Genomic DNA, 26,667 nt, shown 5'->3' with positions numbered 1-26,667 from the left:
CCGTCCCGCCTGTTCCGCGATGGTCCCGCGGCGTCCCGCGGCGTCCCGCTACCGCGCGCGCGGCCCCAGGCCGACCGCCAGGAAGCGCTCGATCATCGCGTTGACCTGCTCGGCCACCTCGATCGTGTTGAAGTGGCCCGCCAGCAGCGTCTGGGCGGTGACGAGCTGCGGGCAGAGCTCCCGCAGCCGGTCGAGGTCGCGGGCCTCCGCCACGAGCGGCACGTCCGCCGAGATGTAGGCCATCGGGATCCGGCAGGCGCGCGCGGCCGGGACGGGATCGTGGGCCAGCACCATGTCGCGCAGCGCCGCGTAGGCCACGTGCTGCGGTGTCCGCTGGCAGGGGCCGAGGATGAACGTCTCGAAGATCGCCTTCCGCCGGGCCGGATGGTCGTACTCGCCGCCGATCACCCAGGCCATCTCCCGGACGACGGACCGGTAATCCGGGCCGCCGACGCCCGCCAGCAGCCCCTCGATCGCGGCGCCGCCCGCCGCGTCCGCCGACGGCAGGACGATCGAGTCGATCATGACGAGGCCGGCGGCGAGGTCGGGATGGCGGCCGCACAGCTCCAGCGCCACCGCGCCGCCGAAGCTGTGGCCGATCACGATCGGTTTCACGAGGCCCAGCGTCCGGCTCTGCCACGCGACGTCCTCGGCGAAGCCCGCGACCGTGTAGTCGCGCTCCGGCGCGTCGCTGGCGCCGTGGCCGCGCAGGTCGACCGCCACGACGCGGCGCGTCCTCGCGAAGTGCCGGATCTGCGGCGTGAAGATGCCGTGGTCGCCGGTCCAGCCGTTGATCAGCAGCAGCGGCTGCCCCTCGGGGGTGATCGGCCCGGCCTCGATATGGGCGAGCCGGCCGCCCTCGCGCGTGAGGTAGAGGGGCGGCCAGGGGGGCGGGTCGAAGATCATGCGGGTTCTCCGTGGGGCTGGGAGAGGGCGCGGGTCACCGGCCGGGCGAGACCCGCGTGGGCGGCGGCGGCCGCGAGGCAGCAGCCGAGCATCACGGCGGCCATCGACAGGGCGGACCGGCCGTCGAAGAACCGGGCGACGAGGTCGCTGGCGACGGCCGCCCCGAGCATCTGCAGGAAGACCGCGACGGCGCTGGCCGCGCCCGCCGCCTCCGGGCTGCGCTCCGTCGCGCCGTGCACGGCGTTGGGCGAGACGAGGCCGAAGGCCAGGGCCACGCCGACCATCGCGGCGATTACCGGCGCGGCCGCGGGCGGCCGGGCGAGCGCCGCGACGAGGAGCAGGGAAGCCGCGCCGGTCGCCAGGGCGAGGCCGGCGGCGATCACCCGCGGCGGGGGGACGCCCCGGGCCGCGAGCCGCCCGTTCAGGAAGGCGCCGACCATCACCGACAGGGAGCTCGCCCCGAAGACCAGCCCGTAGGCCAGCGGGCTGAGCCCGAGGGCGTCGACGAACACCAGCGCCGAGCCGGTGATGTAGGCGAAGACCGCCCCCGCGGCCGCGGCGTTGCACAGGGCGTGGCCGAGGAAGACCCGGCTCGCCAGGATCCGCCCGTAGCCGCGCAGGATCCCGGAGGCCGGCCCCGGGCCCGGGGTCCGCCGTAGGGGCTCGTCGATGCGCCGGATCGCCACCAGGGCCGCCAGGGCGGCGGCGACCGGCGCGGCGTGGATCAGGCGCCAGCCGCCGAGATCCATCAGCCCGGCGCCGACGGTCGGGGCCACCATCGGCACCACGTTGATGGTGAGGACGACGAACGACATCCGGGCGCGCGCCGCCTCGCCCTCGAACAGGTCGCGCACCATCGCGAGGACCGCCATGCCCGGGCCCGCCGCGCCGATCCCCTGGAGGGCCCGGAACAGCAGGAAGTCCGGCAGCGTCCGCGCCGCGCCGCAGCCGAGGCTGCCAACGACGAGGAGGAGGCAGCCGCAGACGATGGCCGGCTTGCGGCCCAGCCGGTCCGAGACCGGGCCGTAGACCAGCAGCGCGCCCCCGAAGCCGAGCAGGTAGATGCCCATGGCCGCGCCCATCGCGGTGGCCGGGACGTGCAGCGCGGCCGCCGTGTCCGACAGGCTCGGCAGGATCATGTCGATCCCGAAGGTCGGGAGCGCCGCCAGCAGCCCGAGCAGCGCCGAGAAGCCGGCCGAGCCGGGGCGGATGCGGGGCCGCGCCGGCGCGGGCGCGCGGATCAGGCCCAAAGCCGGTCTCCGCCCCGGGTGCCGCCCCGGTCCGCGGAGGCCCGGCGCGCCGCCACCATCGCGTCGATCTCGCGGACGAGGCCGCCCGCGTCGAGATCCGCCCGCACGGCCGCCCCGAGTATTCCGGCGGCCCTGCGGAAGCCCGGCTCCGCCAGGAGCCGGCGCGCCGCGGTGGCGATCTCGCCCTCGCCCGCGTCGGCGGGCAGGCGCAGGCCGGCACCGCGCAGGGCGACGCGGGCGGCGTTGTCGGCCTGGTCGCGGGCCAGGGGGATCACCAGCAGCGGCGCACCGTGCAGCAGGGCGCGGCTGACCGTCCCGTGACCGCCCTGGCACACCACCAGGTCGGCCCGCGCCATGAGGGCGTCGTGGGAGGCGGCCGCCACGACCCGGACGGCGGCGGGGGCGGCCAGGTCCGCGGGCCCGACATTCGGTCCGGTCGTCACGATGGTCTCGGCCTCGACCGAGCCAACGGCGCGCGCCACGCGCCGGAGCAGGTCGGTCTGGTTCTGGGCGCCGGTACTGCCGGCGACGAGGATCCGCCGCCGTCCCGAGCCGGACCACCCATGCCCCGTCCCGCGGGACCAGCCCGGCTCGTCGAGCAGCGGGCCGATGTAGCGGTAATTGGCGGGCAACGCCTGCGTGTCGAAGTCGAAGGCGCGGCTGACGGCCAGCAGGACGCGGTCGGCGCGATCGAAATGGGCGAAGGCGCTGGCGACCGGCGGCAGCCCGAAGGCGCGCCGCGCGGCGTTGAGCGCCGGCCGGCCCCGCTCCATCGCCGACACGATCGCGGCGGTCGCCGCGTCCACCGCGTCCCGCTCCGCCTCGGTCCGCGGCGGCGTCAGGCCGCTCGCGGCGGGCGGAATGCCGGGGAGCGGGCGGATGCTGATATGCGGCGACAGGACCGCGTGCGGCAGGTCGGCCGCCTCGGCCGCCAGGGCGCAGCCGGGCAGGAGGTCGAGGCTCAGGACGGCGTCGGTCGGGAGGCGGCGGATCTCGTCGAGCGTGTCGGCCGCGTAGGCGCCCGCCGGGGCGAACATCGTCTGCCGCAGCCAGTCCGCGAGATCGGAGAAATCGGCCGGGTCGGCGTCGAGGCCGGTCGGGGCGCGGCGCCACCCGACGAACGGGAAGCCCGCCGCCTCGACCTCCCCGCACATCGCCGGGTCGGCCATGACGCGCGGGCGGTGCCCCGCCCGGCGCAGCTGCCGGGCCGCCGTGAGCACGGGGCTGAGATTGCCGGTGGTGCCCCACGAGATGCAGAGGACGTTGAGCGACATGATCTGGATGTCCCGAGATGATCGCGCGCGGACGCGCGCGGAGGCCGCGACTCGGCTGACCTCCCTGGAGCGGTCTGGAAGACGACGTGGCACTGTCGACGGCGGGAGCGTCAGGTCCGGTGCCGATTTGCGCTGCTGATATCGCGCAGGAAGTCGACGTAGTCCGGGTGGATACTGTGGATGCACCCGCCGAATGCGAAGCTGACAACGAGCGCGTCGAGCAGCCATCGTCCGTGGCGGGCGAGCGCCGGTCGCGGCGCGGCGATCGGGGACGGAGTTGGCCCGCCGCGCTCCCGCGCCGGGCGTCCCGACGGCCCGGGAAGACCAGCGGCGGGCTTCCGGCAGTCGGGTCCGGGCTTGCAGAGGTTTCGGTGAAGGCGCGGACCGATCTCCGGGATCGCGGCGTCAGTCATGATCACCTCTCTATTGCGAGAGAATGATCATGTTTTCTGCGGGTTACATCCCGGTGTCTCAACAAGATGATCTCGGTTACAGCTGTAACGGTGGCATTCTCGTTTGTTCGATACGGTACGTGCCGGGACGAATGCTCGCGCTGTGCTGTCACGCACAATATGAAGCGCGCAATCTTTTAGGGGGCGTGGTATCAACTCAGCCGTGTAAGGCCCGATGACCGGACGCGCCCAGATCGGCCGCCGGGGCGGGCCGGCGACGGACGCGAAGGACATCCGGAGGGCGCTATCAGCCCGACCGGACGCTCCTCCCGCTCCCCGAACCGGCGCGTCGAGATCGTGCCGTCGCGGCGGGCCGCCGCGAACCGGAGGTGGCCATGATCGAATCCAGTCTGGACCGGAGTCAGGGTCGGAGCGCGCGCGCCGGCACGACCCGCATCCTCCTCGTCGAGGACGACGCGGGTATGCAGCGCATCGTCTCGGACCACTTCGCCGACCACGACGTCGCCGTGACGGCGGCGACCGACCGGGCGGAGGCGGAGAAGCGGCTCGCGGAGGCCGAATTCGACCTCGTCGTGCTGGACCTGCGGCTGGGCTCGGAGAACGGGCTCGACCTGCTGCGCGACCTGCGGGCCAGGAGCGACCTGCCGGTGATCATCACCACCGGCCATCGCCGGGACGAGATCGACCGGGTGATCGGCCTCGAACTCGGCGCCGACGATTACCTCGTGAAGCCCTACGGGCTGCGCGAGCTGCTCGCGCGGGTCAGGGTCATCCTGCGTAGGGCCGAGGCGGCGCCCGCCCCGGCGCGGGTCCAGGAGTCCCACCGCAGCCGCTTCGAAGGCTGGGTGCTCGACCGGCGTCGCCGGCGCCTCACCAATCCCGACGGCGCGGAGGTCGCGCTCAGCAAGGGCGAGTACGCCCTGCTGGTGGCCTTCCTCGACGCGCCCCAGCGCCCGCTCAGCCGCGAGCAGCTCCTGCAGGCCACACGCGTCCACGAGGACGTGTTCGACCGCAGCATCGACGTCCAGATCCTGCGGCTGCGCCGCAAGCTGGAGGTGGATCCGAGCGCGCCGCGCCTGATCGTCACCGAGCGCGGCGTCGGCTACGTCCTCGCCGCGACCGTCGAGAAGCTGTAGCCGTGACCCGGTTCCGGGCCGGCCGATGGCGCGTCGCGGTCGCGGCGCTCCTCGGCAGCGCAGCGGCGCTCCTCGCCGCGGTCGCCCACGGGAGGCCGGCCGGCCACGACAGGCCGCCCGACACCGCGCTCTCCGCCGAGGCGGCAGATGCGCTGGGGGTGATCACCCCGGTGCCCGACACCCTGGAGGCGGACCCGGCCCGGGCCGCGATCGGCCGCCTGCTCTTCACCGACACGCGGCTTTCGCGCGGGGGCGACCGGGCCTGCATCACCTGCCACGACATCCGCACCAGCGGCGCGAGCGCGGTGCCCCGGAACCTGACCGCCGACGGCACGCCGGTTCCGCGCAACACGCCGACGGCCTTCAACGCGGCGCTCAGCTTCCGGCAGGGCTGGGCCGGCGACATCCCGAGCCTGCGCGAGCAGGCCGAGCTCGCCCTGACGCGGCCCGAGTTCCTGGGCGGGTCCTGGCCCCGGATCCTCGACACGGTCCGCGGCGACCCTGTGCTCGCCCCGATGTTCCAGGCCGCCTACGGGCGCGCGGCCGACCGGGAGGCGGTGATCGACGCGATCAACAGCTTCGAGCGCACGCTCCTCACACCGGACAGCCGCTTCGACCGCTGGCTGCGCGGCGACGCCCACGCCATCACCGGCGCGGAGCAGGCGGGCTACGACCTGTTCCGCCGGATCGGCTGCGCGTCCTGCCACCAGGGCGTCAATGTCGGCGGCAACCTGTTCGAGAAGGTCGGGATCTTCGTCACGATCCCCAACAAGGTGGCCGAGGTGCTGCGGGTGCCCAGCCTGCGCAACGTCGCCGTCACGGCGCCCTACTTCGACGACGGTGGGATCGCCACGCTCCCCGAGGCGGTTCGGCTCATGGCGCGGGCGCAGCTCGGCCGCGAACTCACCGCCGCGCAGATCGACGGGATCGTCGCCTTCCTCGGGACCCTGACCGGCACCTACGAGGGCCGGCCCCTGACCGCGCCGCCAGCGCCCGGCGCGGCCCCTCAGGACGGCAAGCCGCAGCTATGAGACTGACCCTGCAGGCCGTCACGCTCGGCGCGCTGCTCGCGGCGCTGCTCACGTGGCTGCTGATCAACGGCAACGGCGGGATGGAGGCCGCCTACCAGGCGACCCAGCGGACCGTGGACGCCCTGGCACTGGCCGAGTCGCGCATGCAGCACGACGTGCTGCGGGCCCGGACCGGCCTGCTGCGCAACTACGACCCGATCGTCGCGCACCTGCGCGAGATGCAGAAGGCCGTGGCCGACCTGCAGGCGAGCAATGGCGGGGATCCCGACGTCCAGGCGCTGGCCGAAGCGGTGGAGCGGGAGGCCGCGATGGTCGAACGGTTCAAGACCGGCAACGCCCTTGTGCAGAACTCGATCGCCTACTTCGACTCGCTCAGCGACCGGCTGTCCGAGTCCGACATCGCCCCCGGCCTCTCGCGCGCGGTGGCCGCGCTCCAGATCCGCATCTCGGAACTCGTGCGCGACTCGACGCCCGCGCGCCTCGCCGACATCCGCACCCGTCTCGAGACGTTGCACGCCGCCGACGGGGCGGGGGCCCCGGGCCGGGGCGCGGGGGCCACCGCCCCGCGCGCGGCCCCGCCCCCCCCCCCCCCCCGTCCGGGGGGGTCGCCCCCCCCGGGGGGGGCGCCCGCCCGGGCCGGCGACGTCGACGCCATCGTCCTGCACGGGCGCCAACTCCTGGAACTGCTGCCGCATGTCGACGCGGTCACGCGCTCGCTGCCGGCCTCGTCGAGCGAGGCGGCCCGCGAGGCGCTTCTGGAGTCCCGGCGCAGCCTCCGCGACCGGCGCCAGGCCCGGGCGGACGGGTTCCGCCTCGCGCTCTACGCCGTCGCCCTCGCGCTGCTCGCCCTCGTGGTCCGCGTGGGGGTGCTGATGCGCGCCGGGACCCGGATCCTGCGCCGGACCGTGGCTTTCCAGACTGTCGTGGCGCAGGCGGCCAACCGCTTCCTGGCGATTCAGCCCGACGAGACCGACACGCGCATCGTGGACGTCCTCGCCATGGTGGGCGAAGGGCTCGACACGGATCACGGCTACGTCCTCATGCTCGACGGCACCGGCGCGGTGCATCTCTGGAACCGGCCCGGCCTCGCTCCGCCGAGCGGCTGGCCGGCGGCGCAGCAGGCCCTCGTTCACGACGTCGCGGCCGCCGCCAGCGACCTCATCTTCGTCGAGGTGGCGGACGAGACCGGGCCGCCGGCGCTGCGCCGCTCCCTGGCCGAGCGCGGCGTCGTCTCGTGGGCCTGCGCGCGGCTGCGCCGCGGCGAACGCATCGTCGGTCTGCTCTGCTTCGAGCGCACCACCTCCGGCCTGCCGCCCTGGCTGCGGCACTCGCGCGGCCTGCTGCAGGTCGTCGCCGACAGCTTCGCGGCCGCCCTGGAGCGGCAGCACGTCTGGGCCGAGCGCCGGGAGATCGAGGCGGCGCTGCGCCGCGCCCAGCGGCTCGAGGCCATCGGGACCTTCGCCAGCGGGGTCGCCCACAACATCAACAACGTCCTCAACGTCATGCTGGGCCACGCCGAGATCGCCGGGGACGCCCTGCCGGCTCATCCGGCGCGGGCGGCCGAGCATATCGGGCTGCTGGTCCAGGCCGGCGGCCGCGCGCGCGAGATCGCCGGCCAGATCCTCGATTTCGGCCGCCCCGCGCGCTCCGCGCAGTGCACCAGCGCGGCGGACGCGGTGGTCCACGAGACCGTGGCGCAGATCCGGGCCTCCACGGCCGGACCGGCCACGATCGCGCTCGCGGGCACCGCGGAGGGCGCCCGCGTCGGCGGCGAGCCGGCACAGCTGCAGCAGGTCGTCCACAACCTGATCCGCAACGCCGTCCAGGCCTCCGCGCCGGGCGCGGCCGTCGACGTGCGGCTCGACCACGTCGCCCTGCCGCGGACGAGCGCCCTGACCCACGGCACCCTGCGGCCCGGCGCCTACGTCCGGATCCGCGTGTCCGACACCGGCCGCGGCATGGACGAGGCCACGCTCGCGCGGATCTTCGAGCCGTTCTTCACCACCCGACCGGCCGGGACCGGCCTAGGTCTCGCCACCGCCTTCGAGTTCGTCCAGGAGCAAGACGGCGCCTTCGACGTGCGCAGCGCTCCGGGCAGCGGCAGCACCTTCGCGGTGTGGCTGCCCGTGATCCCGCAGGCCGCGGCCGGCGCGGCGGCCGGCGGGACCGTGATGTTGGTCGGGCGCACGCGCCGGTCTGTCCAGGAGGACGAGGAGACGCTGGCGGCGCTCGGCTACGAGCCGGTCGGCTACGCGGACCCCGAGGCCGCCCTGGCCGTCCTGCGGCGGGAGCCGGGACGGTTCGACCTGCTGATCGTCGACAACCGTCTCGCCGATCTCTCGGGCCTCGCCTTCGCGCACCGCGCCGCGCGGATCTCCGGGCGGCCGATCGTGCTCTCGCTGTCGGCGACCGACGCGGTGCGGCCGGAACTCCTCGCGGCGGTTCCCGTCGCCGACATCGTCCGGCGGCCCTGGCGCTCGAACGCCCTGGCGCTGACACTGCGGCGCCATCTCGCCTCCGCCGACCCGGCGCGTCGCCCGGCCGCCGTCTCCTGAGGGGGCCGGCGGCATCAGAATCCTGCGATCCGGCCACGCGGGCGCCATCCCGGCTTTGACAAGCTCGGCGTCTCGTGGGACCGGTCTGGCATGCCGGGCGACCAGATGCGCGATGCCGCCCCGACGATCGAACGGGCCGTGTCGAGTCTCGCCGAGACCCCGTCGCCCGAGGAACCCCCGATGCCCGTCGAAGCCGCGTCAGGACGCCATGCACGGGAGATCTGACGCCCCGATCCGCGACCCGGCCTTCCTCGCCGACGGCGGCGCGATGGCCGTGCTCCTGCGCGCGCACGACTGGGACAGCACGCCCCTCGGGGCGCTGTTCGCCTGGCCCGAATCGCTGACGACCCTCGTCGGGGTCATGTTCGGCGCGGACCGGCCGACGTTCATCCTCTGGGGCCCCGAGCGGCGGCTCCTGTACAACGATCTCTACGCGGAGATCCTCGGCGACCGGCATCCCGCGGCCCTCGGCCGGGACTGTCTCGCGGTCTGGGGCGAGGTCGGGGCCGGTCTCGCGCCCCTCGTGGACCGGGCCTACGCCGGCCGGCCGGTCCACACGGCGGAGGGCGAGCCCGTCCTCGACGGCGACGGCGGTGCCGACGCGGCGCGCTTCGCGCTCTCCCTGGTGCCCGTCCGGGACACGGCGGGGCACGTCACCGGCCTCGTCGGGACCTGCACGGCGATCGCCGGCCAGGAGGCCGTCGCCCGCCGTACGCGCGAGACGGAGGCGTCGCGCCGGGACAACGAGGAGCGGCAATCCTTCCTGCTCGATCTCAGCGACACGCTCCGCCCGCTGACCGCGTCGGCGGAGATCGTCGCGGTGGCCTCGCGGCGCCTCGGCGAGCGCGTCGGCGCGAGCCGCGTCTTCTACGCCGAGATCGCCGGCAGCCTGATGAAGGTCGAGCGGGAATACGCCCGGGGCGTCGGCTCGATCGTCGGGGAGCATTCCCTGGCGGCGTTCGGCCCCGACCTTCTGGCCGCCTACCGCGACGGGACCGTGGTCGCGGTCGAGGACGTGGCCGCCGATCCCCGCTTCAGCGAGGCGGCGCGCGCCGGCCTCGGATCCCGCGAGGTCGCGGCCTTCGTCGACGTCGTGCTGTTCCGCGGCGCGGAGTGGGTGAGCCTGCTGGCGGTTCAGAGCGCGGTGCCGCGTGCCTGGACCACCGCCGAGGGGAACCTGATCCGCGAGGTCGGCGAGCGCGTGAAGGCGGCGATCGAGCGCGCCCGCGCAGAGGCGGCCCTGCGCAAGAGCGAGGAGCACTTGGCGGCGATCTTCGCCGGCGCCTCGGTCGGCCTGTCCGAGGTGGATGCCGCGGGGCGCTTCCTGCGGGTTAACACCGAGCTGTGCCGGATCCTCGGGCGGCCGACCGAGGCGCTGCTGCGGCTCGGCGTCGCCGACGTGACCGATCCCGCGGACCGGGCGCCGAGCGCGGCCGCGCTGGCGCGGGCCCTCGAGACCGACCGCGACGTCGCCCTCGACAAGCGGTATGTCCGTCCGGACGGCAGCGCGATCTGGGCGAGCAGCAGCATCCGGCGCCTCGACGACGCGGAGGGCGGGCTCAAGAGCCTGCTGATCGTCACGGCCGATCTCAGCCGGCGCAAGGAGGCCGAGCAGCGCCTGGCCGAGAGCGAGCGCCGCCTCCAGGACCTCAACGAGACCCTGGAGCTGCAGGTCTCCGAGCGCACCGCGGAGCGCAATCTCTTCGCCACGATCGTCGAGAGGACCGACATCATGGTGATGGCGGCCGACCTCGACTACAACATCCTGGCGATCAACAGGGCGAATGCCGACGAGTTCGCGCGCATCTACGGCGTGAGGCCGAAGGTGGGCGACAACATGCTCGACCTGCTGGCCGATCAGCCGGAGCACCAGGCGCAGGTGCGGGCGGTATGGGGACGCGGGCTCGCCGGCGAGGAGATCACCCTGGTCGAGGCGTTCGGCGACGCCGGGCGGGCGCGCCCCTCCTACGAGATCAGCTTCCGCACCCTGCGCGACGCGCGGGGCGCGCGCACGGGCTGCTACCAGTTCGTCATGGACGTCACCGAGCGGCTGCGCGGCCAGGCCGAGCTGGCCCAGGCGCAGGAGGCGCTGCGCCAGTCCCAGAAGCTGGAGGCGGTCGGCCAGCTCACCGGCGGCGTCGCGCACGTCTTCAACAACCTGCTGACCATCATCCGCTCGTCCGTCGACTTCCTGCGGCGGCCCGACCTGCCGGAGGTCCGCAAGCGCCGCTACCTCGACGCGGTCTCCGAGACCGTGGAGCGGGCCGCGAAGCTCACCGGCCAGCTGCTGGCCTTCGCCCGGCGGCAGGCCCTCAAGCCCGAGGTGTTCGAGGTCGGCCAGAGGGTGCGGGCGATCGCCGACATGCTCGACACCCTGACCGGCGCGCGGGTGCAGGTCGTGACCGAGGTGCCGGAGGCGACCTGCCTGATCCGGGCGGATGTGAGCCAGTTCGAGACCGCGCTCGTCAACATGGCGGTCAACGCCCGCGACGCCATGGACGGGGAAGGCACGCTGACCCTGCGCGTGACCTGCGGCGCGGCCCTGCCGGCCATCCGCGGCCATGCCGGGTCCCGGAAGCCCTTCGCGGCCGTGTCGCTGATCGACACCGGCACGGGCATCCCGCCCGAGCGGATCGGGCGGATCTTCGAGCCGTTCTTCACCACGAAGGAGGTGGGCAAGGGGACCGGCCTCGGCCTGTCCCAGGTCTTCGGCTTCGCCAAGCAGTCGGGCGGCGACGTCGACGTGCGCAGCACCCTCGGCGCGGGCACCGCGTTCACCCTCTACCTGCCGCAGGTGGCGTCCGAGGACCGGCCGGCCGGCGACCGCCTGCCGGATGCGGACCTCGCGCCGCTCGGGAGCGGGCAGCGCGTCCTGGTCGTGGAGGACAATGTCGGCGTCGGGCAGTTCGCGACGCAGATCCTGGAGGATCTGGGCTACCGGCCGACCTGGGCGGCCAACGCCGAGGAGGCGCTGGAGGAGCTCGGGCGGGCGGCGAACCGATACGACTTGGTCTTCTCGGACGTGGTGATGCCCGGCATGGGCGGCGTGGCGCTCGCGCAGGAGCTCCGGAGGCGCGCGCCGCAGGTGCCCGTGGTGCTGACCTCGGGTTACAGCCACGTGCTCGCCCAGTCGGACGCCCACGACTTCACGCTGCTGCACAAGCCGTACTCGGCCGAGCAGCTCGGCCGCATCCTGCATCGGGCCCTGGGCCCGCGCCGGAAGTCCGGCGCGCGCGCCGATCCGTCCTGAACCCGGGCCCCCGCGTCGGGATCCCGGACCTCCGGCCCGGCGCCGCCCTCAGCCCGCCTTGGCCCACGCCACCGCGTCGGCGCCGGCCGGCAGACGCATGGGGCACGACGGGTCCGTCACCGCGCGCCACACCGCCTCCGCCACGTCCGAGGACCGGGTCAGGTCCCCGTCCGCCTGCTGGATGCCGGCGAAGACCTTCGCGGCCACCGCCGCGTAGGCCTCGGGGATGTCCATGCCCATGCGGGCGCGCGCGTTGGCGCCGAACGCGGTCTCCGGGGCCCGTCCGGGAATGACCAGCCGGGCGCGGATTCCGAACGGTTCGAGCTCCAGCGCCAGGGACTCGGTGAAAGCGTTCACCGCCGCCTTGCTCGCCGTGTAGACCGACAGCAGGTGCAGCGGGCGCTGCGTCACGCTCGACGTCACATTGACGACGACGCCCGCGCGTCGCGCCCGGAACTGCGGCAGCACGGCCCGGGTCATCGCGATGGTGCCGAGGGTGTTGGTCTCGAACACCTCCCGCGCGGCGTCCATCGAGACGCCCTCCAGCGCGTTCAGGAGCCCGACGCCGGCGTTGTTGACCAGCGCGTCGACCGGTCCGGCGGCCGCGACCGCGCGGTCGATGCTGTCGTGGTCGGTCACGTCGAGCGGCAGGACGCTCAGATGATCGGAGGGCGCCAGCAGGTCGCTCCGCGGCCCGCGCATCGTGGCGACCACGCGCCAGCCCCGTTCGAGGAAGGTGCGGGCCGTCTCCAGGCCGAAACCGGACGAGCAGCCGGTGATCAGGATCGTGTTCATGGGAACTCCCGTGCAGTAGGGGCAACGGGGTGATAGGGAGCGCGGGCCGGACCTGATACGTGCGCAAGTCCGGTTCGCATTGGCGAGCGTCCGAGAATGCCCGATCCGCTCACTCAGGTGGTCGGCCTCCTCCGGCCGAGCGCCCCGCTGTCCAAGCTCGTCACCGGCTCCGGTCACTGGGCGGTGCGGCGCACGGATTCCGGGCTGCCGTTCTACGCCGCCGTGCTCGAGGGCGGGTGCCGCCTCGCGATCGACGGCGAGGGCGGCATCGTGCTCGGAGAGGGCGACTTCGTCCTCATCCCCGCGGCCCACGCGTTCACCACCACCAGCCTCGAGCCGCCGCCCCCGCGGCGCGCGGCGCAGCGTCCCGTCGCGGTGAGCCCCGGCGCGTTCCGGCTCGGCGACGCCGAGGGGCCGCCGAATGTCCGGATGCTCGTGGGCCACTGCATCTTCGCGTCGAGCGACGCGGATCTGCTCGTCTCGCTGCTGCCCCGGTACGTCCACGTGCGCGGCGCCGCCCGGCTGACCACCCTGCTCGGCCTCGTGAACGAGGAGACCCGCGCAGACCGGCCGGGTCGCGACGTGGTCCTGGCGCGCCTGCTGGAGGTCGTGCTGATCGAGGCGCTGCGCGCCACCGCCGGGCCGGCGGCGCCCTCGGGACTGCTGCGCGGGCTCGCCGACGACCGGCTCGCCGCCGCCCTGCGGCGGATGCACGACCGGCCGACGGCGAGCTGGACGGTGGCCGCGCTCGCGCGCGAGGCGGGCCTCTCCCGGTCCACGTTCTTCGAGCGGTTCCGCCGCGCCGTCGGGGTCGCCCCGATGGCGTACCTGCTGGCGTGGCGGATGGCGCTGGCGAAGGATCTGCTGAGCCGCGAGGCGGTCGGGATGGCCGAGGTGGCCGCGCGGGTGGGCTACAGCTCGGCGAGCACGTTCAGCGTCGCCTTCGCCCGGCACGTCGGCCGGCCGCCGATCCGGTACGCCCGCGAGCGGCCGGTGCCGTGATCCGGGCCGGCTGGCCGTGCCCCGGCCGTGCCCCGGGCAAGCCCCCGACACGGCGAGGCGGTTTCCTTCCGGTCCGGCACCGGCATCGACCGTGCCAGCCGGCCCTTCGCCCCGAGGCCGGGTTCGGGTACGAGACCGGGATCGCGCTCGACCCCGTCACCCGCCGCGGCGCGACCGACGCGCACGGCCCCTCGCGCAGGAGAACGTCCTGATCACCGATCCGCAGGCCCTCCGCGCACAGGCCGGTGCGAGCCGCCGCCAGGACCGCGCCGCTCGATGGACGCCGGCATTCCGCGCGATCGCCGGCGGCGTCCGAGCCGATATCGGCGCTCCCCCGCGGGGCACCCTCGGCACGGCGGCGCGCTCCTGATGGTCGCATCGTCCTGGGCGCCCGTCGCCGCGCCCGTCGGTCCGGCGGCATCCCGGCGCGTCGGCTCCATCGACGCCCTGCGCGGGCTGGTGATGCTGCTGATGCTCGTCGACCACGTGCGGGAGTTCTTCTACCTGCACGCGCAGGTCCGCGACCCGATGGACCTCGCCGCGACGCCGCCCGACCTGGTCCTGACGCGGGCGGCCTCGCACCTCTGCGCGCCGGTCTTCGTCCTGCTCACCGGCCTCTCGGCGTGCCTCTACGGGCAGAGGCACGGCGCGCGGGCGACCGCCGCCTTCCTGCTCAAGCGCGGTCTGCTCCTGATCCTGCTGGAGGTGACGCTCGTCAACTTCGCCTGGGCCGGCAGCGTCCGGCCGCCGATCCTGTACCTGCAGGTGATCTGGGTGATCGGTCTCTGCATGGTGGCGCTGGCCGGCCTGCTCTGGCTGCCGCGGGCCGCCCTCGTGGCTGGGGCCCTGGCGCTCATGGTCGGCCACAACCTGCTCGACGGGGTCGCGATCCGGGCGGACGAGCCCGGCTACGTGCTCTGGTCGATCCTGCATCAGCGCGGGATGATCGCGCTGCCCTGGGGCGGGCTGGCACGGACCTCGTACCCGCTCCTGCCCTGGATCGGCGTGATCGCGGCCGGCTACGCCCTCGGACCGTTCTTCGCCGGCGGTGTCGACGCCGCGCGCCGACGCGCGGGGCTCCTCGGGCTGGGGGCGGCCGCCCTGGTCGGCTTCCTCGTCCTGCGCGGGCTCAACGGCTACGGCGAGCCGGTGCCGTGGCAGGCGGGGGCCACGCCGCTCGCCACGGCGCTGTCCTTCGTCAACCTGACCAAGTACCCGCCCTCGGCCGACTTCCTGCTGCTGACCCTCGGAATCGGTCTCGGCCTGCTGGCGCTGTTCGAGGTGCTGCCGCAGCGGCTCCTCGGCGGCCTGCGCGTCTTCGGCGGCGCGCCGCTGTTCTTCTACCTGCTCCACCTCGCCCTGCTCCGGGTCCTCTACGACGGCGCGGCGGCGCTGGGCCTCGCCGGGGCGTCGGGACGGGTGGAGGCCGGCTCGCCCCTCGCGCTCTGGCTCGTCGCGGCTGCCGTGAGCGTTCCCCTCTGGCTGGCGTGCCGCGCCATGGTGCGCCTGAAGCGGGCCTCCACATCGCCGGTCCTGAGCTACCTCTGACGGCGGCCCCCCGCCGCCGACATCCGCCGCGGGCCCGTGCGGGAGCGGCCACGACCGGGCCCCTCCCCGCGGTCCTGCGTCAGGACAGGTCCGCCCCGTCGCGGTCGTGCTGATGGCGGAGCTCGGGGGTCCCCTTCACCGGCCCGACGGTGACCTCCGCGTCGCTCCGGCTCTCCGCGCGCGCCGTGTCGATGAAGACGCGGGCCTCGCCTTCGCGCACGCCGAGACTGCGCAGCGCGTAGAAGGACATGCCGAGGGCCAGCTCCCGCTCGCCCATCAGCACGAGGCCGACGCCGTCTTCCTCGAGATGCCGACGTTCCGCCTCGCTGTGCGTGCGGACCACGGTGTCGATCCCCGGGTTGGCGGCGCGCGCGGCCTCGACGAGCCGGCGCGCCTGATGCGCGTCGGGCGTGGCGACGACGAGCAGGCGCGCGGTGCCGATGCCGGCCGCCTCGAGGATGCCGGGCGCGGTCGCGTCGCCGAACACGGCCTGCGTGCCGGCCGCGCGCAGGGCCAGCACGCGGCGCCGGTCGCGCTCCACCACCACGTAGGGCAGGTCCCAGGTCTCCAGCGTCGCGCCGATGCTGCTGCCGACGCGCCCGAAGCCGATGATCACGACGTGGTCCCGTCGCGGCGGCTCCCCGCCCGAGATGGCGACGTCGGCCGCGCCCTTGCGCGCGAAGCGGGCGGCGAGGTCCGGCCGGTCGGCGAAGACCTGCTCGATCCGCACCGCCAGGGCGAAGAAGAGTGGGTTCAGCGTGATCGACAGCAGCGCTCCGCCAAGGATCAGGTTGCGCCCTTCCTCGGGCAGCAGCTTCAGCGACAGGCCGAGCGACACCAGGATGAAGGAGAACTCGCCGATCTGGGCGAGGCTCGCGGCGATCGTCAGGGCGGTGCCCAGCGGGTGCCGGAAGGCCAGCACGATGGCGACGGCCGCGAGGGACTTGCCGACCATGATGACGCCGAGCACCGCCAGGACCGAGAGCGGCGCGCGCAGGAGGATCCCCGGATCGAACAGCATCCCGACCGACACGAAGAACAGGACCGCGAAGGCGTCCTGCAGCGGCAGCGAATCGGCGGCCGCCTGATGGCTGAGATCGGACTCGGCGAGCACCATCCCGGCGAAGAAGGCCCCGAGGGCGAAGGAGACCCCGAACAGCTCGGCCGAGCCGAAGGCGATGCCCAGGGCCAGCGCCAGGACCGCGAGGGTGAACAGCTCCCGCGAGCCGGTGCGCGCCGCCTGGTCGAGCAGCCAGGGCACGAAGCGGCGTCCGCCCACCAGCATCAGGCCCGCGAAGACCGCGACCTTGGCGAGCGTCAGAACGACGGTGAGCGCGAGGCTCTGCGCGTGCTCGGGTCCGACGATCTGGGCGACGAGGTCCGTGAGGGCGTGGGCCGTGCCGTGCCCGAGGCCCCGGGCTTCGCCCCCGAGCGAGGGCGCGAGGGCGGGCAGGACCACGAGGGTCAGCACCATCGCCAGATCCTCGACGATGAGCCAGCCGACCGCGATGCGGCCGTTGTCCGTGTCGAGGAGGCCGCGCTCCTCCAGCGCGCGGAGCAGGACCACCGTGCTCGCGACGGAGAGGGCGAGGCCGAAGACCAGGCCCTGCCCGAGGGTCCAGCCCCAGGCGAAGGCGAGGCCGATGCCCATGGCGGTCGCCGCCGCGATCTGCACCACCGCGCCGGGCAGGGCGATGGCGCGCACGGCCATCAGGTCCTTGAACGAGAAGTGCAGCCCGACCCCGAACATCAGCAGGATGACGCCGATCTCGGCGAGCTGGCCCGTGAGGTTGCTGTCGCCCACGAAGCCCGGCGTGTAGGGGCCGACGAGGACGCCCGCGACCAGGTAACCGACCAGCGGCGGCAGCCTGAGGCGCTGCGCGACCATCCCGCAGACGAAGGCGAGAGTCAGCCCGAGGGCGATGATGGCGATCAGTTCGGTCGCGTGCGGCACAGGGGCTTCACCTCCGAGGGGCGATGCGGATCGGGCGGAGCGAGCCTTTCCGAATGGCGGCCGCGATTCAACGCTCTTCCGACCGAACGCCTGTGCGAACCGCCGTCGGCAATCCCCGCTTGCCTTTCGGGCGCCGCGAAACAGCCTCCCGCCGAGCCACGATGGTCTTCCGGAGTGCTGTCCCGCGCCAGGGCGGCGGGCGCCGCCCGCGTCCGCGCGTCCCGATCGCCCATCGTGCAGGAATCCGGCGCGCGGTCGAGGGCCGAGGCGGGTCGGGGCGGGACGAACGGCCGGGACCTGGAACCTGCGGCCTCGCCGCTGCCGGGACCGGGCGCCTCGCTGGGGCCCGCCCCGGGGGAGCGGTGCCGCCCGCCCGAGGTGCGGCAGCCTGACCGGGATGCGCGGCTCCGTCACGCGGCCCGGAAGCGGGCGCGCGTCCGGCCGCAACAGGGTCGGGTATTGCTCTACCTGTCAGTGAGGATCGACGTGAGATCCGTGAACCCCTGGGCCTCGCTCGTGAGCAGGGCCACGAGCAGCAAGCACAGGCCGCCCAGGAGCGCGACCCCGGCCGTGGCTCCCACCAGATCCGACGTCCGAATGGTCGGCTCAGCTTGACGGCTGAACAGCAAAGCTCGCCCTCTGCGAGTGTTCGGATACGTGCGGCTCACGCGATGCCCCCAGAGATCGAGGCCCCTTGTATTAACGTTCACATGATCTGCCCTTCATCCCCGCACGAGCCGCGAGCATTGTAAATCGCGTGCGCTGGCGCACGTCCATGATCTGGGAAGGGGATGATTTGACCTTCCCTCGATTGTCCGGGTCTTGGTCGCGGGAAGCCGCTGCTCTTCGGGGACAGCTTCGGCCACCGGGCGCCGTTCATGCTGACGATCCTGCTCGCCGCGACGTTCCGGGAGGTGCACGTCGTCTGGTCGACCTCGATCGATGACGGACCGGTCGATCGCGTGAAGCCCGACACCGTTCTGACCGAGAGGGCCGGGTGGTGGCTCCATCTGACCGTCGACGGCGGCTTCGCTGCCGCGGCGCGGGTCGCCGCGCATGCCGCAGCCGTGACAGCGGGACGGCGCTGGTCGCGCGAAGCGTCGCCGCATGGGCAAGGTTCCGGGCTAACGCGGCCCGCTGCCTTCGACCGTCGTCGGTGAACCGAGCCAGCCCTTCGCCGCCGCCGCCGCGCGCAGGATTGCCTTGGCCGGCTCGTACTTGAGATGAAGCCGCTCGCGGATCTCCTCGGGCAGGAGCGCCAGACGCCCGGGATCCGAATTGTCCTCGAGGTCGGCGAGCTTGACGAGGGTCGCCCGGAGGGTGCCCACTTTCGCGATGTTGTTGATCCAGGCCGCGTAGGTGACGCGACCTCCGGGCTTCGTGAGCATCGCGACCGAGGTCAGCACGTTGTCGCTGAATCCCTCCTTGGCCAAGTCGCCGAACCCGTAGCGGGTGTCCTCGACCACATCGTGCAGCCACGCGGCCTGCAGCGCCTCGTCCCGCTCCAGGTCGGACCAGAACGGGCACCCCTCCGACAGCCCGAGCACGCCGGCAGCCACCCGCGCCGCATGCTCGATATACGGCCTGCCGGCCTTGTCGACCTGGCCCTCGTGGGCGACGGTGGCCACCGTCCGCGCGTCGGCCGCGGTCCGGCGGAGGGGAGGCAGGATCACGCGGTCATCCCTTCACCGGATACGCCAGCAGGGTCGCTGTCCCGGCCATGTACCGCCCTCAGCCCGACACGAACAGCATCATCATCCGCGCCGCCGCCGCGATCTGCTCGACGGTGGCCTCCGGCATGTCGGCAACCGCCTTCTCCACGATGCTCCGGGCAATGCCGTCGTACAGGCCGATGCCCAGCGCGAACGTGCTGAGACGAACCAGCACGCTGTCGGCGATCGTTTTCCGCTTCGGATCGGGCACGTCGCTCATGTCGTCCTCGGGCAACTCATGTTGATCGCGCTCTCGGCCACGTGCGGCGGAGCGCCGGCGCGGAGGCTCGTCGCCTGAGAGCGCATTTCGATGGCCTCGGCCACGTCGACGTGGTGGCCTGTCGGGATCGTGAAGGGCTCAGCCGTCGCGGTCTCGCTCTCCACAGCGGTCGTCTCGGCCTCCCGGTGCGGAGCACCGGCGCCGGACGGCCCGCGCGGGCCGTTCGGGACCGTGCGGATTCTCGTGCCGCGGGGCGACACCGCGCGTTCCGGCGGGCCCGCTCAGTCCCGGCCCCAAAGGTTCTGTTTTCCTTGGGAAATTTGGCTGGGGCGCCAGGATTCTCACCCAGGTCCAACCCAGCAAAGCATTTGACTTAAGTCATTGTTTTTACACGCGCCTCAGCTTCGTGCGTACAAGCAGTTGATACGATCCCGCGCTCAGTGCCAATGCTGAATTTTGGTGCTCCACAAGGGATCGCCGCAGGCAGAATACCAGGATTTTAGACTGGCACTCCGAGCCCCACGAAAGCATGAAAGTGTCGTCGGCAAAGCGCCAGGAGCGGAAGTTCGGTGCCCGCCCGAAAGCCGACATGGCGGCCATCTACTCTCGTGTTTCATGTCACTGCTTGAAGCAGTGGTTTCGATGCAAGGCCAAGAAATTTTATCTGGCAGAAGCTAAGACCGTTCGAGGCGAAGACCACTTCGGTGGTCTTCTCAACCGCACGGGGCCAAGCCGTGGCTGTCAAGGCCGGTCTACATATAGAAACTGTAGCTGACCTGCGGCTTCTCAGTCGGGCTGACATATTTCATAATATCGCCGATCTTTCTGGCGCACTCCAGAGTGATTGGTAGCCGGCCATCCATCTGCGTGTTGTTCCAGTTCATCTTCGTCAGGCCGAGGATTTCGTCACACAGATTTTCGAGGGAGGAATCCTGCTCGTAGACGGTGACCTTCAACGGATTGGGGACATACATGCCGGGATAGGTCTTGTAGAAATCGACGGTCCCGCGCGTGTACAGGACGCCCTCTGTCTCCGAGATCGTCAGCATGGTGCCGCGCTTTGGCGGATAGTCGCTATCCCCGAACAGCCTGATCTGGGTGTCGGTGATCGCGACGAAGTCCTTCGACCTGATGCCCTTTTCGTCGAGCGCGCGGAGGAACCCGGCCCGCTCGCTATCCCGGAAGTAGCTGGACTTGTGGATCACGATCCGCGCCGGCATGTGCTCCAGGGCCCGATCATACTCGTCCAGAGCATCGCGCAGCAGCTCGTAGGCCTGCTCCTCGTTCAGGTATGGATGCCGGTTCTTCTTGTCGATCGAGACCGGAGTACCGCGGAGGATGATGCCGTGCCCAAACTCATCGAAGACCTGCGCAAGGCTGGACGAGATCGTAGCCCCGTCCCGGCTTTTGTAGAATCCGATCCCGATGTAGCAGGACCGCAGTTTTGCCGTATCCTCGACTAGGCGCCATGGGATCGTGCGGTTGCCCTTGTAGTACAGGGCCGTGCAGAAGTTCCAAGCCTTGGTGGCTGGATCCTGCTGATCGCCGGCGAACTTCGTGATGAGGATGGTCTTCTCGCGCACGAGCTGAAGCGGCGTGCCGAGGTGCATCGACTTCGCCTTCAGGATGCGCCGAAAATTGTGCTCCAGCTCATCCTTGTCCGAGTCGTCGTCATCGGCCGTAGTCACGGAGTCAAACATCTCGTTCGGCATCACGCAGACGATCACATCAACGGCTCTGTTCTCGGCCAGGAAACGGATCTGCTCGTAATACAGTTCGACAGCCCGTTGGATGCGGTCCACGCGGGAGGCCATCTTGACGACCTCAGTGATGTCGGATTTCTTCAGTGTCCGGGTATACTGGGATGAATTGATGAGCTTGGTCAGGAACCCGTAGTTTTGGTTGATGCCGCCGAACCCTCGGAAAAGGTTTAGCAGCTTCGATTCCTTCTTGCGCTCAACCCCAACCCGGCATTTTTCCAGCCAGTCATCGAGGAGATCGACGCCCTCGCCGCGGCCGACAACTCCTATCCGAAGCTCGGTTCGGCGGAGCTCGTCACGCTTGTCGTAGACCCCCATCCGCTCGATCCCGGTTCGGGGGCAGATATGGGTTCCGGTGCCGAACTCCAGCAGCGGCTCCGCCAGCATAGTCAGCTTCATGCGACGGCTCCCTCAGCCAAATCGTCACCCTCATCGCTCTCGGCCTGGTCGCCCTCATCAGCCTCCCCGACGTCGAACTCCAGCAACGACAGGAAGCGGACGCCGTCATCCTGGACGTCGTACATTTTGGACAGAAAGTGAGCGACGAAGCGGACCATGTTCCGGACGCTGGCGTTGTGTTCGAGAGCCTTCTGCGTCGACAGAAGGTCCTCGTGCCAGTTCGACCTGACGTAACCGTTGTACGAGTAGTACCAGCTCGGCACGATCTGCACGTACCAGTCGTCATCCAGCTTCGTGAACGTTAGTTCGAACGAGAAGTGGGTGTGGTGGGCGACCTTGGTTGGGTCCTTGCGCTGGTATTTCAGCTCATAGACCCGTCGGGTTGCAGCCCTTTTGCCGACCCACGTCTCCTTCCGCTCGGTCTGACCTTCCTCGACGGGACCGAAAAAGAAAAACCTGTCCTTGGCATGCATGCGGACGTGCAGCTTCTTTAACTGCTCCTGAGTTTCGGCGGACAGAAGCTGCTTCAGGATGTTAACGTTGTCCAACTCGGGCGAGTCGGCGAGATCAGATATCGCCAACCGCTCCACCGACCCTTCGTCGACGACACTAAGCAGCCCGCACTGCTCGATATCGAGGAACGAGAACAGCTTGTTGTCGTGGCAGACCCAGGCGTCGGTCTCCACACCGTTGAGGAGGAGCGCCATCTTGACGACGGCTTTGCGGCTCTTCGCGTAACCTTTGTAGTTGAGCTCCCGTTTTGCCCTGGAGATCACGGCCTTGTCGTCGATCGTCAGCTCGGCGACATACGCCGCGTCGGGCAGACGGATCCGCTGGAGGTTCGTTGTTATTGCTACCGGCGCCGCGATGCCCTCGGCACTGAAGCTGATAAAGGCGTCGATCTCGCCCAGAATGTGCCTGAACTCGGCTAGCACCCTTTCCTGGGCAGCGAGCCGAAGGCCAGATACCTGACCGAGGAGATCGCTGAGATCGATGATGTGCTTCTTGCAGTTGAAGGCGAATTGGTCCGTCAACAGCTCGTTGACCGAGGGCTGGCTGTAGGAGGCCTGTTTCCTCGACAGCATGAGGATGAACAGCTCGTCGAAGTCATTGTAGTAGGCCCGATCCATGAACTGGCGGATCGTGCCCTTCACCTTGTCGAGCGTCGTCGTCGATGTGATCTGGAACGCGACGCGGTCGTGGTCGTCGCCGAGATCGATTCCTGGATAATTCTTCTGCTTTCGATTCAAATTGACGAGTTGAGGCAGGTTGTAGATCGACTTCAAGATAGGGATGAACGCATCCTCAAGCGCGAGGTTGATGTCGGTTCGTCCTTGCGCCGTGGCCAGTTCTACCTGAACCACGATACGGCTGACCACCTCACGGAGCTGGTTCTCGATCTCGAGCTGCCTCATCGGGCACCCCCGTCATGTGCGCGACCAGGTCCCTATCATTAGAACGCAGCGGGAACATTTCAAGAAGACGGAGGGCGGTCGTTCACCGATTTCGACGTCTGGCACCATCCCGCGGCGGCGCCCAGTGCCTCGGGCGTGGCAGCGGTCCGGAAGCGGACAATTTCAGGGTCGGCTATGGGTCAGAAGCCAACACGCAGTGCCTAACCGGGATTGACCATCCAGGCTGGCTCACTCACGCCCGCTTCCAACTACAACGTCATATCATCTGCCGACCAGCCGGTAGTACCCCGCTTTCCCATCGCTACACGACCCAGGATCTGGTTGGTGGAGGGCTCGTAGACGAACCCTGCTTGGCGCGACTTCAGGCCTAATAGCATGCGGACCTCCGACGCCATGGCAACGCGTAGACCGTTCGGTGACGCGACACCGGCTTCGACCCGGCATTTTCCTTTGCGAAGGACCGCCGCTTGCTGAGCTGCTGCCATGGTCCAGGCATCTTGCCGATCAGTGGCACGGTTGACGCCGTCGAGTAGGGCAACAAGTGGGGCGAGGCGCGGCGGAGCAGCATTCGTTGCGAACGTGTAGAGGATCCCGATTCCGGTAAGCGCGCAGATTCTGACATCCTCTGGATGTACGGATTGTCCACTCCAGCCGCATGATTGGGCTTCGGCAGGTAGACAATACACGCCATGGGCAGCGCGCACGGCTTTTTCCTCAAGCATCAGGGCCCCGGAAACGCTGCTCGGCACGAGGAGGCGTTTCAACACCCGGCTTCCGGTAACGACGCATCGGCCAAGCTCCGATGGGAGGGAGCGAGTTCCCGTGGCTGCGCAGGACTCCAGGATACCGGGGCGAACCAGATGTCCCGTTATGCCGCACCGTTCGCCCTCGCTTGGGGCGAGGAGGCCTCGCGTCTCGTGGCAGGCCACGAATTCGTCCTGATGGCCAATGCGCCCGGATACAACCGACGACGCGGCCCGATCCTCCCGGAACAGCTTGCCTGACAGATCACTCGTCCGCAGCTCACTACGCAACGCTTCGTCGCCCGAGAAGACGCAGCGCCCAAAATAGTTGGCCTCTGCATGCTTGCCGCTGACTGCTGATGTTTTGAGCTGGTCACGTCCTACGAGTTTGCCGGTCATGGCCGACCGCTCGACCTCATCAGTCAGGAGACGACGATTCGTCAGCGCACATTGGACCACATACTCAGGCAGCGCCCGACGTCCATTAAGTTCCGACGCCACCAAGCGATGCCGCAGTTCCCGCTGCCCGCTGATCGCGCATGCATCAAGGCAGGTCTCCGGTACGGCCTGCTGACCAGGGCTGCATGATACCAGTGCCGGCGCCGCTAAAATGTGGCTAGAGGAGGGGACGATCGTCAGCTCATCTGCATAGCCGCCGTCGCCGACCCGGTAGCTTACCCGCAGCTGAACGTCCCGGAGAACAGCGCCTTCCGCGCCTGCCAGCACGAACGACAGGCGCGGTGTGAAATCCTCCTCCATTTTTGCACGCTTTCGGGCATCCTGGCCCGCCGAGGCCATCTCCTGTCCGCGCCGTTCCAGGTAGAAGCGCGTGAATTCCGCGATGCCCGGGTCCTGACGGGCCGCTTCCATGACTTGGTCGACGCTAAGCCCCAACGCATCGGAGGCTGCGTCGAGAACCAGAGGGAGCGGAGTCAAAGCATCACGGGTAAATGAAAACTTTGCCCGATTACGCGGTGCACAACGCACCTCGATCAGCCGCTCGTAGGCGTCATGCGCAACGGTCGCCCGTACACGAACCAGGATAACCCCTTCGAACCAACGGCGCGCGGCAGCGCTTTCCGTGCCGACCAGAGTCCCCCCGAAGCTTTCGACCCATTGCCTCGCCGCTGCATCTGCCCCAAGCCGCGGATCCTCATCGAGGTCACGGACCGCATAGCGGCCGCTGACCACCATCCGCTGTACTATCCGGTTGAAAGCAGGCGACCCCGGCTGGTAAAGGGAGGACCGCGTCCCGCTCATCGCGTCGCGCTCGAAGCGGATCACTTCCTGGCCGCCCTCATCTTCAACCGCGAACAGACGGTTGCCCAACGGCGTGATCCGCGCGCCGAGCTGGCCCAGAGCGCTAAGAGCAAAAGGCTGGTACTCCATCGAACGCGTCTGCGGCGGCAGGCTCGGTGCCCGCGGCCCGACATAGCCCTGGCCGTCCGTGTCCCCTAGCATCGCATCGATGCGCTTTTCTTCTTCGAGGAGCGCCTGCTTGGCCGCCGCGATGCTTTGCTCGGCCATTGCCACGCTCGCTTTAACGTCTGCCCCCTTGAGCGCTGCCACCACAAGTTCGCGGATCCGCTCTTCGAAGCCCGCGGCGCCATCCTCACCTCCCACGGAGCCTTCCAGCAGAGATTCGATGTCGCCTATGGCGCTCGTCGACATTTGCAGCTTCTCCATGAGCCGCCCGACGATGTACTCCTCAAAAGTCCCCTGCAGCGTGACATTCAGAATGCTGACATGGGCATGCTGGGACGCAAGACGTTGTACCCGGCCGATGCGCTGTTCCACGATCATCGGGTTCCAGGGTAGGTCGTAGTTCACCAGCACGTTGGCGACTTGCAGGTTCACACCCTCTGACCCGGCCTCAGTTGAGACGATGACGCGGTAGCCGGGCGGATTGGTCCGGAAGCGTCCGATTGTCTCCTGGTTGCGCGCACCAGACGTGCCGTTGATAATCCCCACCGTCAGGCCGTGCCCCTCTAGAAACTCCTGGATGGTGGTCTGAGTCTCCCGCCGTCCCGTGAAGACGACGAGCCGCCAGCCGTCCGGATTCTCGTGCTTCAATTGGGTGATCAGTCGTCCAAGGCCATCCAGCTTTGCGCTCGTCGTCATGCCCCGCACGACTGCCCGCACCGCGCCCGCGAAATCAGGCGCAATCGTGCCGTTGCGCTCCATGTTATCGAGCTGGGCGCTGAGCGCGTGCGGGCTACTTGTTAGCGCCTGGAGGATGCCGATCTGCGCCAGACGATTGAGCTTCTCGATACCCTTGGCGACGATTGCGATCAGTTCGAGCTCGGCTGGTGTCGGCTGCACCCGATGCAGTTGCACCTTGCGGTCGGGGAAATGGAGCTTGGCGTCGCCGCGACGCACCCGAGACATGTAACCATAGACGATCGATCGGAACGCCTCGGCCGCCTCCGGCTTCAGCTGGCGTGCCTGCTCTCGGTCACCTGCGATGAAGCGCCGGGCAAACTGGCCTTCGTTGCCGAACGGGTTCTCGTGTCCCCTCGCCACGGTGAGCAGATCGACGAGCGAATAGAGGTCCCAAAGCCGATTCTGGATCGGCGTGGCCGTCAGCATCAGCACGAACCGGAACCGCCGTGCCGCTAAGGCACTCCGAATGACCTGCCCCACTTTGGGCGGCTCCGGTGTACCGTAGAGATTTCGTAGCTTGTGCGCTTCGTCGAGGATCAGCATCTCGAAGCGATCGGCGGGAAGTTTCTCCAGGTAGAGCCGCGCCGAATTGTACGTCGTGATGATCGCACCGACGCCATCCGGGTTCGCACTCAGCAGTTCGCGGCCCGTTGCGACCTCGGCTGGAATATCGAACTTCGTTTCCAGCTCCTCCTTCCACTGTGGTCCAAGGAGTTTGGGACAGACGATCAGGGCTCGCGACAGCCGTGAACGCGCGATGAGCTCGCTCATCACCAGGCCCGCACTGATCGTCTTACCCAGCCCGACATCGTCCGCGAGCAGCGTTACAGGCAAGCGGCGGCAGAAAGTAATCAGGTTGCTGACTTGATGATTGAACGGCTCGACCCGGTGACGCCACTGCGCTTCCGACTTTACGTCCTTGCGTGACTCAATCACGATCGGATCGGACAAGTCCCATTCAAGGGCTGCCTTGTAGATTCGATATTCCTCAGGCGACCGCGCCGCGCGAAGGAGCTTCGTCTGCCATTCAGAATCAGCGGTCATGTGCTGCCACAAGGTTTTTTTCTAAACTGCATACTGAAGTGACCAGGAGCCTCACTCAAGATTGTGGCGAGCTCGATTGCCGTCTGATGGCAGTCGC

The 26,667-nt window shown here is 70.1% G+C and carries 17 protein-coding genes; 7 read left to right on the top strand and 10 right to left on the bottom strand.

The window, feature by feature from the left end; genetic code table 11:
- Nucleotides 1-48: 48 nt before the first annotated feature.
- From ACLBYE_RS03240 to ACLBYE_RS03230, 3 genes are read right to left on the bottom strand one after another with little or no spacing between them, the layout of a single operon-like run.
- The gene (locus tag ACLBYE_RS03240) at nucleotides 49-906 is read right to left on the bottom strand and encodes an alpha/beta fold hydrolase (protein WP_447693018.1); all 858 of its coding nucleotides are present in this window, start codon (nucleotides 904-906) and stop codon (nucleotides 49-51) included.
- Nucleotides 903-2,156, bottom strand: coding sequence for a Bcr/CflA family efflux MFS transporter (locus ACLBYE_RS03235; protein ID WP_447693017.1), 1,254 nt, complete (start codon nucleotides 2,154-2,156; stop codon nucleotides 903-905). The genes ACLBYE_RS03240 and ACLBYE_RS03235 overlap by 4 nt, the downstream gene beginning before the upstream one ends.
- Nucleotides 2,147-3,430, bottom strand: a complete 1,284-nt coding sequence (locus tag ACLBYE_RS03230; RefSeq protein ID WP_447693016.1) for a glycosyltransferase — start codon at nucleotides 3,428-3,430, stop codon at nucleotides 2,147-2,149. Before ACLBYE_RS03230 ends, ACLBYE_RS03235 begins: the two co-directional genes overlap by 10 nt.
- A 787-nt stretch (nucleotides 3,431-4,217) precedes the next feature.
- Between ACLBYE_RS03230 and ACLBYE_RS03225 the strand changes: the two genes are divergently transcribed.
- The 4 genes from ACLBYE_RS03225 (at nucleotide 4,218) to ACLBYE_RS03210 (ending at nucleotide 11,815) form a co-directional block, all read left to right on the top strand.
- The gene (locus tag ACLBYE_RS03225; protein ID WP_447693015.1) at nucleotides 4,218-4,979 is read left to right on the top strand and encodes a response regulator; all 762 of its coding nucleotides are present in this window, start codon (nucleotides 4,218-4,220) and stop codon (nucleotides 4,977-4,979) included.
- Between the two features lie 2 nt (nucleotides 4,980-4,981).
- The gene (locus ACLBYE_RS03220) at nucleotides 4,982-6,010 is read left to right on the top strand and encodes a cytochrome-c peroxidase (protein WP_447693014.1); all 1,029 of its coding nucleotides are present in this window, start codon (nucleotides 4,982-4,984) and stop codon (nucleotides 6,008-6,010) included.
- Complete coding sequence (locus ACLBYE_RS03215) at nucleotides 6,007-8,565, top strand: two-component system VirA-like sensor kinase (RefSeq protein ID WP_447693013.1); 2,559 nt, start codon at nucleotides 6,007-6,009, stop codon at nucleotides 8,563-8,565. The genes ACLBYE_RS03220 and ACLBYE_RS03215 overlap by 4 nt, the downstream gene beginning before the upstream one ends.
- A 208-nt stretch (nucleotides 8,566-8,773) precedes the next feature.
- Nucleotides 8,774-11,815 (top strand): PAS domain-containing protein, encoded by a 3,042-nt coding sequence (locus ACLBYE_RS03210; protein WP_447693012.1) that lies wholly within the window; start codon nucleotides 8,774-8,776, stop codon nucleotides 11,813-11,815.
- 48 nt (nucleotides 11,816-11,863) lie between these two features.
- Here ACLBYE_RS03210 and ACLBYE_RS03205 read toward each other — a convergent pair whose 3' ends face one another.
- Nucleotides 11,864-12,610: an SDR family oxidoreductase gene (locus ACLBYE_RS03205; protein ID WP_447693011.1), complete on the bottom strand. Its 747-nt coding sequence runs from the start codon at nucleotides 12,608-12,610 to the stop codon at nucleotides 11,864-11,866.
- Nucleotides 12,611-12,706: 96 nt separating this feature from the next.
- Here ACLBYE_RS03205 and ACLBYE_RS03200 point away from each other — a divergent pair, with 96 nt between their 5' ends.
- Both ACLBYE_RS03200 and ACLBYE_RS03195 read left to right on the top strand, forming a co-directional pair.
- The gene (locus tag ACLBYE_RS03200) at nucleotides 12,707-13,612 is read left to right on the top strand and encodes an AraC family transcriptional regulator (RefSeq protein WP_447693010.1); all 906 of its coding nucleotides are present in this window, start codon (nucleotides 12,707-12,709) and stop codon (nucleotides 13,610-13,612) included.
- Nucleotides 13,613-13,981: 369 nt separating this feature from the next.
- On the top strand, nucleotides 13,982-15,160 hold the full coding sequence (locus ACLBYE_RS03195; RefSeq protein WP_447693009.1) for a DUF1624 domain-containing protein: 1,179 nt from the start codon (nucleotides 13,982-13,984) through the stop codon (nucleotides 15,158-15,160).
- Between the two features lie 79 nt (nucleotides 15,161-15,239).
- Here ACLBYE_RS03195 and ybaL read toward each other — a convergent pair whose 3' ends face one another.
- Entirely contained in the window at nucleotides 15,240-17,114 is a 1,875-nt protein-coding gene (gene ybaL / locus ACLBYE_RS03190) for a YbaL family putative K(+) efflux transporter (protein ID WP_447693008.1), read from the bottom strand.
- Nucleotides 17,115-17,992: 878 nt separating this feature from the next.
- On the opposite strand from ybaL, the gene ACLBYE_RS03185 reads away from it, so the two are divergent.
- Nucleotides 17,993-18,274 (top strand): hypothetical protein, encoded by a 282-nt coding sequence (locus ACLBYE_RS03185; RefSeq protein WP_447693007.1) that lies wholly within the window; start codon nucleotides 17,993-17,995, stop codon nucleotides 18,272-18,274.
- Here ACLBYE_RS03185 and ACLBYE_RS03180 read toward each other — a convergent pair.
- From ACLBYE_RS03180 to ACLBYE_RS03160, 5 genes are all read right to left on the bottom strand, one after another.
- Nucleotides 18,239-18,787 (bottom strand): metal-dependent phosphohydrolase, encoded by a 549-nt coding sequence (locus ACLBYE_RS03180; RefSeq protein ID WP_447693006.1) that lies wholly within the window; start codon nucleotides 18,785-18,787, stop codon nucleotides 18,239-18,241. The genes ACLBYE_RS03185 and ACLBYE_RS03180 overlap by 36 nt on opposite strands.
- A gap of 58 nt (nucleotides 18,788-18,845) precedes the next feature.
- Nucleotides 18,846-19,046 (bottom strand): hypothetical protein, encoded by a 201-nt coding sequence (locus ACLBYE_RS03175; RefSeq protein ID WP_056532440.1) that lies wholly within the window; start codon nucleotides 19,044-19,046, stop codon nucleotides 18,846-18,848.
- Nucleotides 19,047-19,798: 752 nt separating this feature from the next.
- A complete protein-coding gene (locus ACLBYE_RS03170; RefSeq protein ID WP_447693005.1) occupies nucleotides 19,799-21,205 on the bottom strand; it encodes an argonaute/piwi family protein in 1,407 nt (468 codons plus the stop codon).
- Nucleotides 21,202-22,620 carry an SMEK domain-containing protein gene (locus ACLBYE_RS03165; protein WP_447693004.1) on the bottom strand — a complete coding sequence of 473 codons (1,419 nt, stop codon included), beginning with the start codon at nucleotides 22,618-22,620 and terminating at the stop codon, nucleotides 21,202-21,204. Before ACLBYE_RS03165 ends, ACLBYE_RS03170 begins: the two co-directional genes overlap by 4 nt.
- A 248-nt stretch (nucleotides 22,621-22,868) precedes the next feature.
- On the bottom strand, nucleotides 22,869-26,570 hold the full coding sequence (locus tag ACLBYE_RS03160) for a DEAD/DEAH box helicase (RefSeq protein WP_447693003.1): 3,702 nt from the start codon (nucleotides 26,568-26,570) through the stop codon (nucleotides 22,869-22,871).
- Between the last annotated feature and the right edge of the window lie 97 nt (nucleotides 26,571-26,667).

This window comes from Methylobacterium sp. A52T, from assembly GCF_053346095.1.
Note: the sequence above shows the minus strand (reverse complement) of the source record. Positions and strands in the feature narration are given on the sequence as shown.

What these genes read in the sequence shown, in the direction of transcription:
- ACLBYE_RS03240 (WP_447693018.1), bottom strand. Translation starts at nt 906, where the DNA reads ATGATCTTCGACCCGCCCCCCTGGCCGCCCCTCTACCTCACGCGCGAG.
- ACLBYE_RS03230 (WP_447693016.1), bottom strand. Translation starts at nt 3,430, where the DNA reads ATGTCGCTCAACGTCCTCTGCATCTCGTGGGGCACCACCGGCAATCTC.
- ACLBYE_RS03225 (WP_447693015.1), top strand. Translation starts at nt 4,218, where the DNA reads ATGATCGAATCCAGTCTGGACCGGAGTCAGGGTCGGAGCGCGCGCGCC.
- ACLBYE_RS03215 (WP_447693013.1), top strand. Translation starts at nt 6,007, where the DNA reads ATGAGACTGACCCTGCAGGCCGTCACGCTCGGCGCGCTGCTCGCGGCG.
- ACLBYE_RS03210 (WP_447693012.1), top strand. Translation starts at nt 8,774, where the DNA reads ATGCACGGGAGATCTGACGCCCCGATCCGCGACCCGGCCTTCCTCGCC.
- ACLBYE_RS03205 (WP_447693011.1), bottom strand. Translation starts at nt 12,610, where the DNA reads ATGAACACGATCCTGATCACCGGCTGCTCGTCCGGTTTCGGCCTGGAG.
- ACLBYE_RS03200 (WP_447693010.1), top strand. Translation starts at nt 12,707, where the DNA reads ATGCCCGATCCGCTCACTCAGGTGGTCGGCCTCCTCCGGCCGAGCGCC.
- ACLBYE_RS03195 (WP_447693009.1), top strand. Translation starts at nt 13,982, where the DNA reads ATGGTCGCATCGTCCTGGGCGCCCGTCGCCGCGCCCGTCGGTCCGGCG.
- ACLBYE_RS03185 (WP_447693007.1), top strand. Translation starts at nt 17,993, where the DNA reads ATGCTGACGATCCTGCTCGCCGCGACGTTCCGGGAGGTGCACGTCGTC.
- ACLBYE_RS03175 (WP_056532440.1), bottom strand. Translation starts at nt 19,046, where the DNA reads ATGAGCGACGTGCCCGATCCGAAGCGGAAAACGATCGCCGACAGCGTG.
- ACLBYE_RS03170 (WP_447693005.1), bottom strand. Translation starts at nt 21,205, where the DNA reads ATGAAGCTGACTATGCTGGCGGAGCCGCTGCTGGAGTTCGGCACCGGA.
- ACLBYE_RS03165 (WP_447693004.1), bottom strand. Translation starts at nt 22,620, where the DNA reads ATGAGGCAGCTCGAGATCGAGAACCAGCTCCGTGAGGTGGTCAGCCGT.
- ACLBYE_RS03160 (WP_447693003.1), bottom strand. Translation starts at nt 26,570, where the DNA reads ATGACCGCTGATTCTGAATGGCAGACGAAGCTCCTTCGCGCGGCGCGG.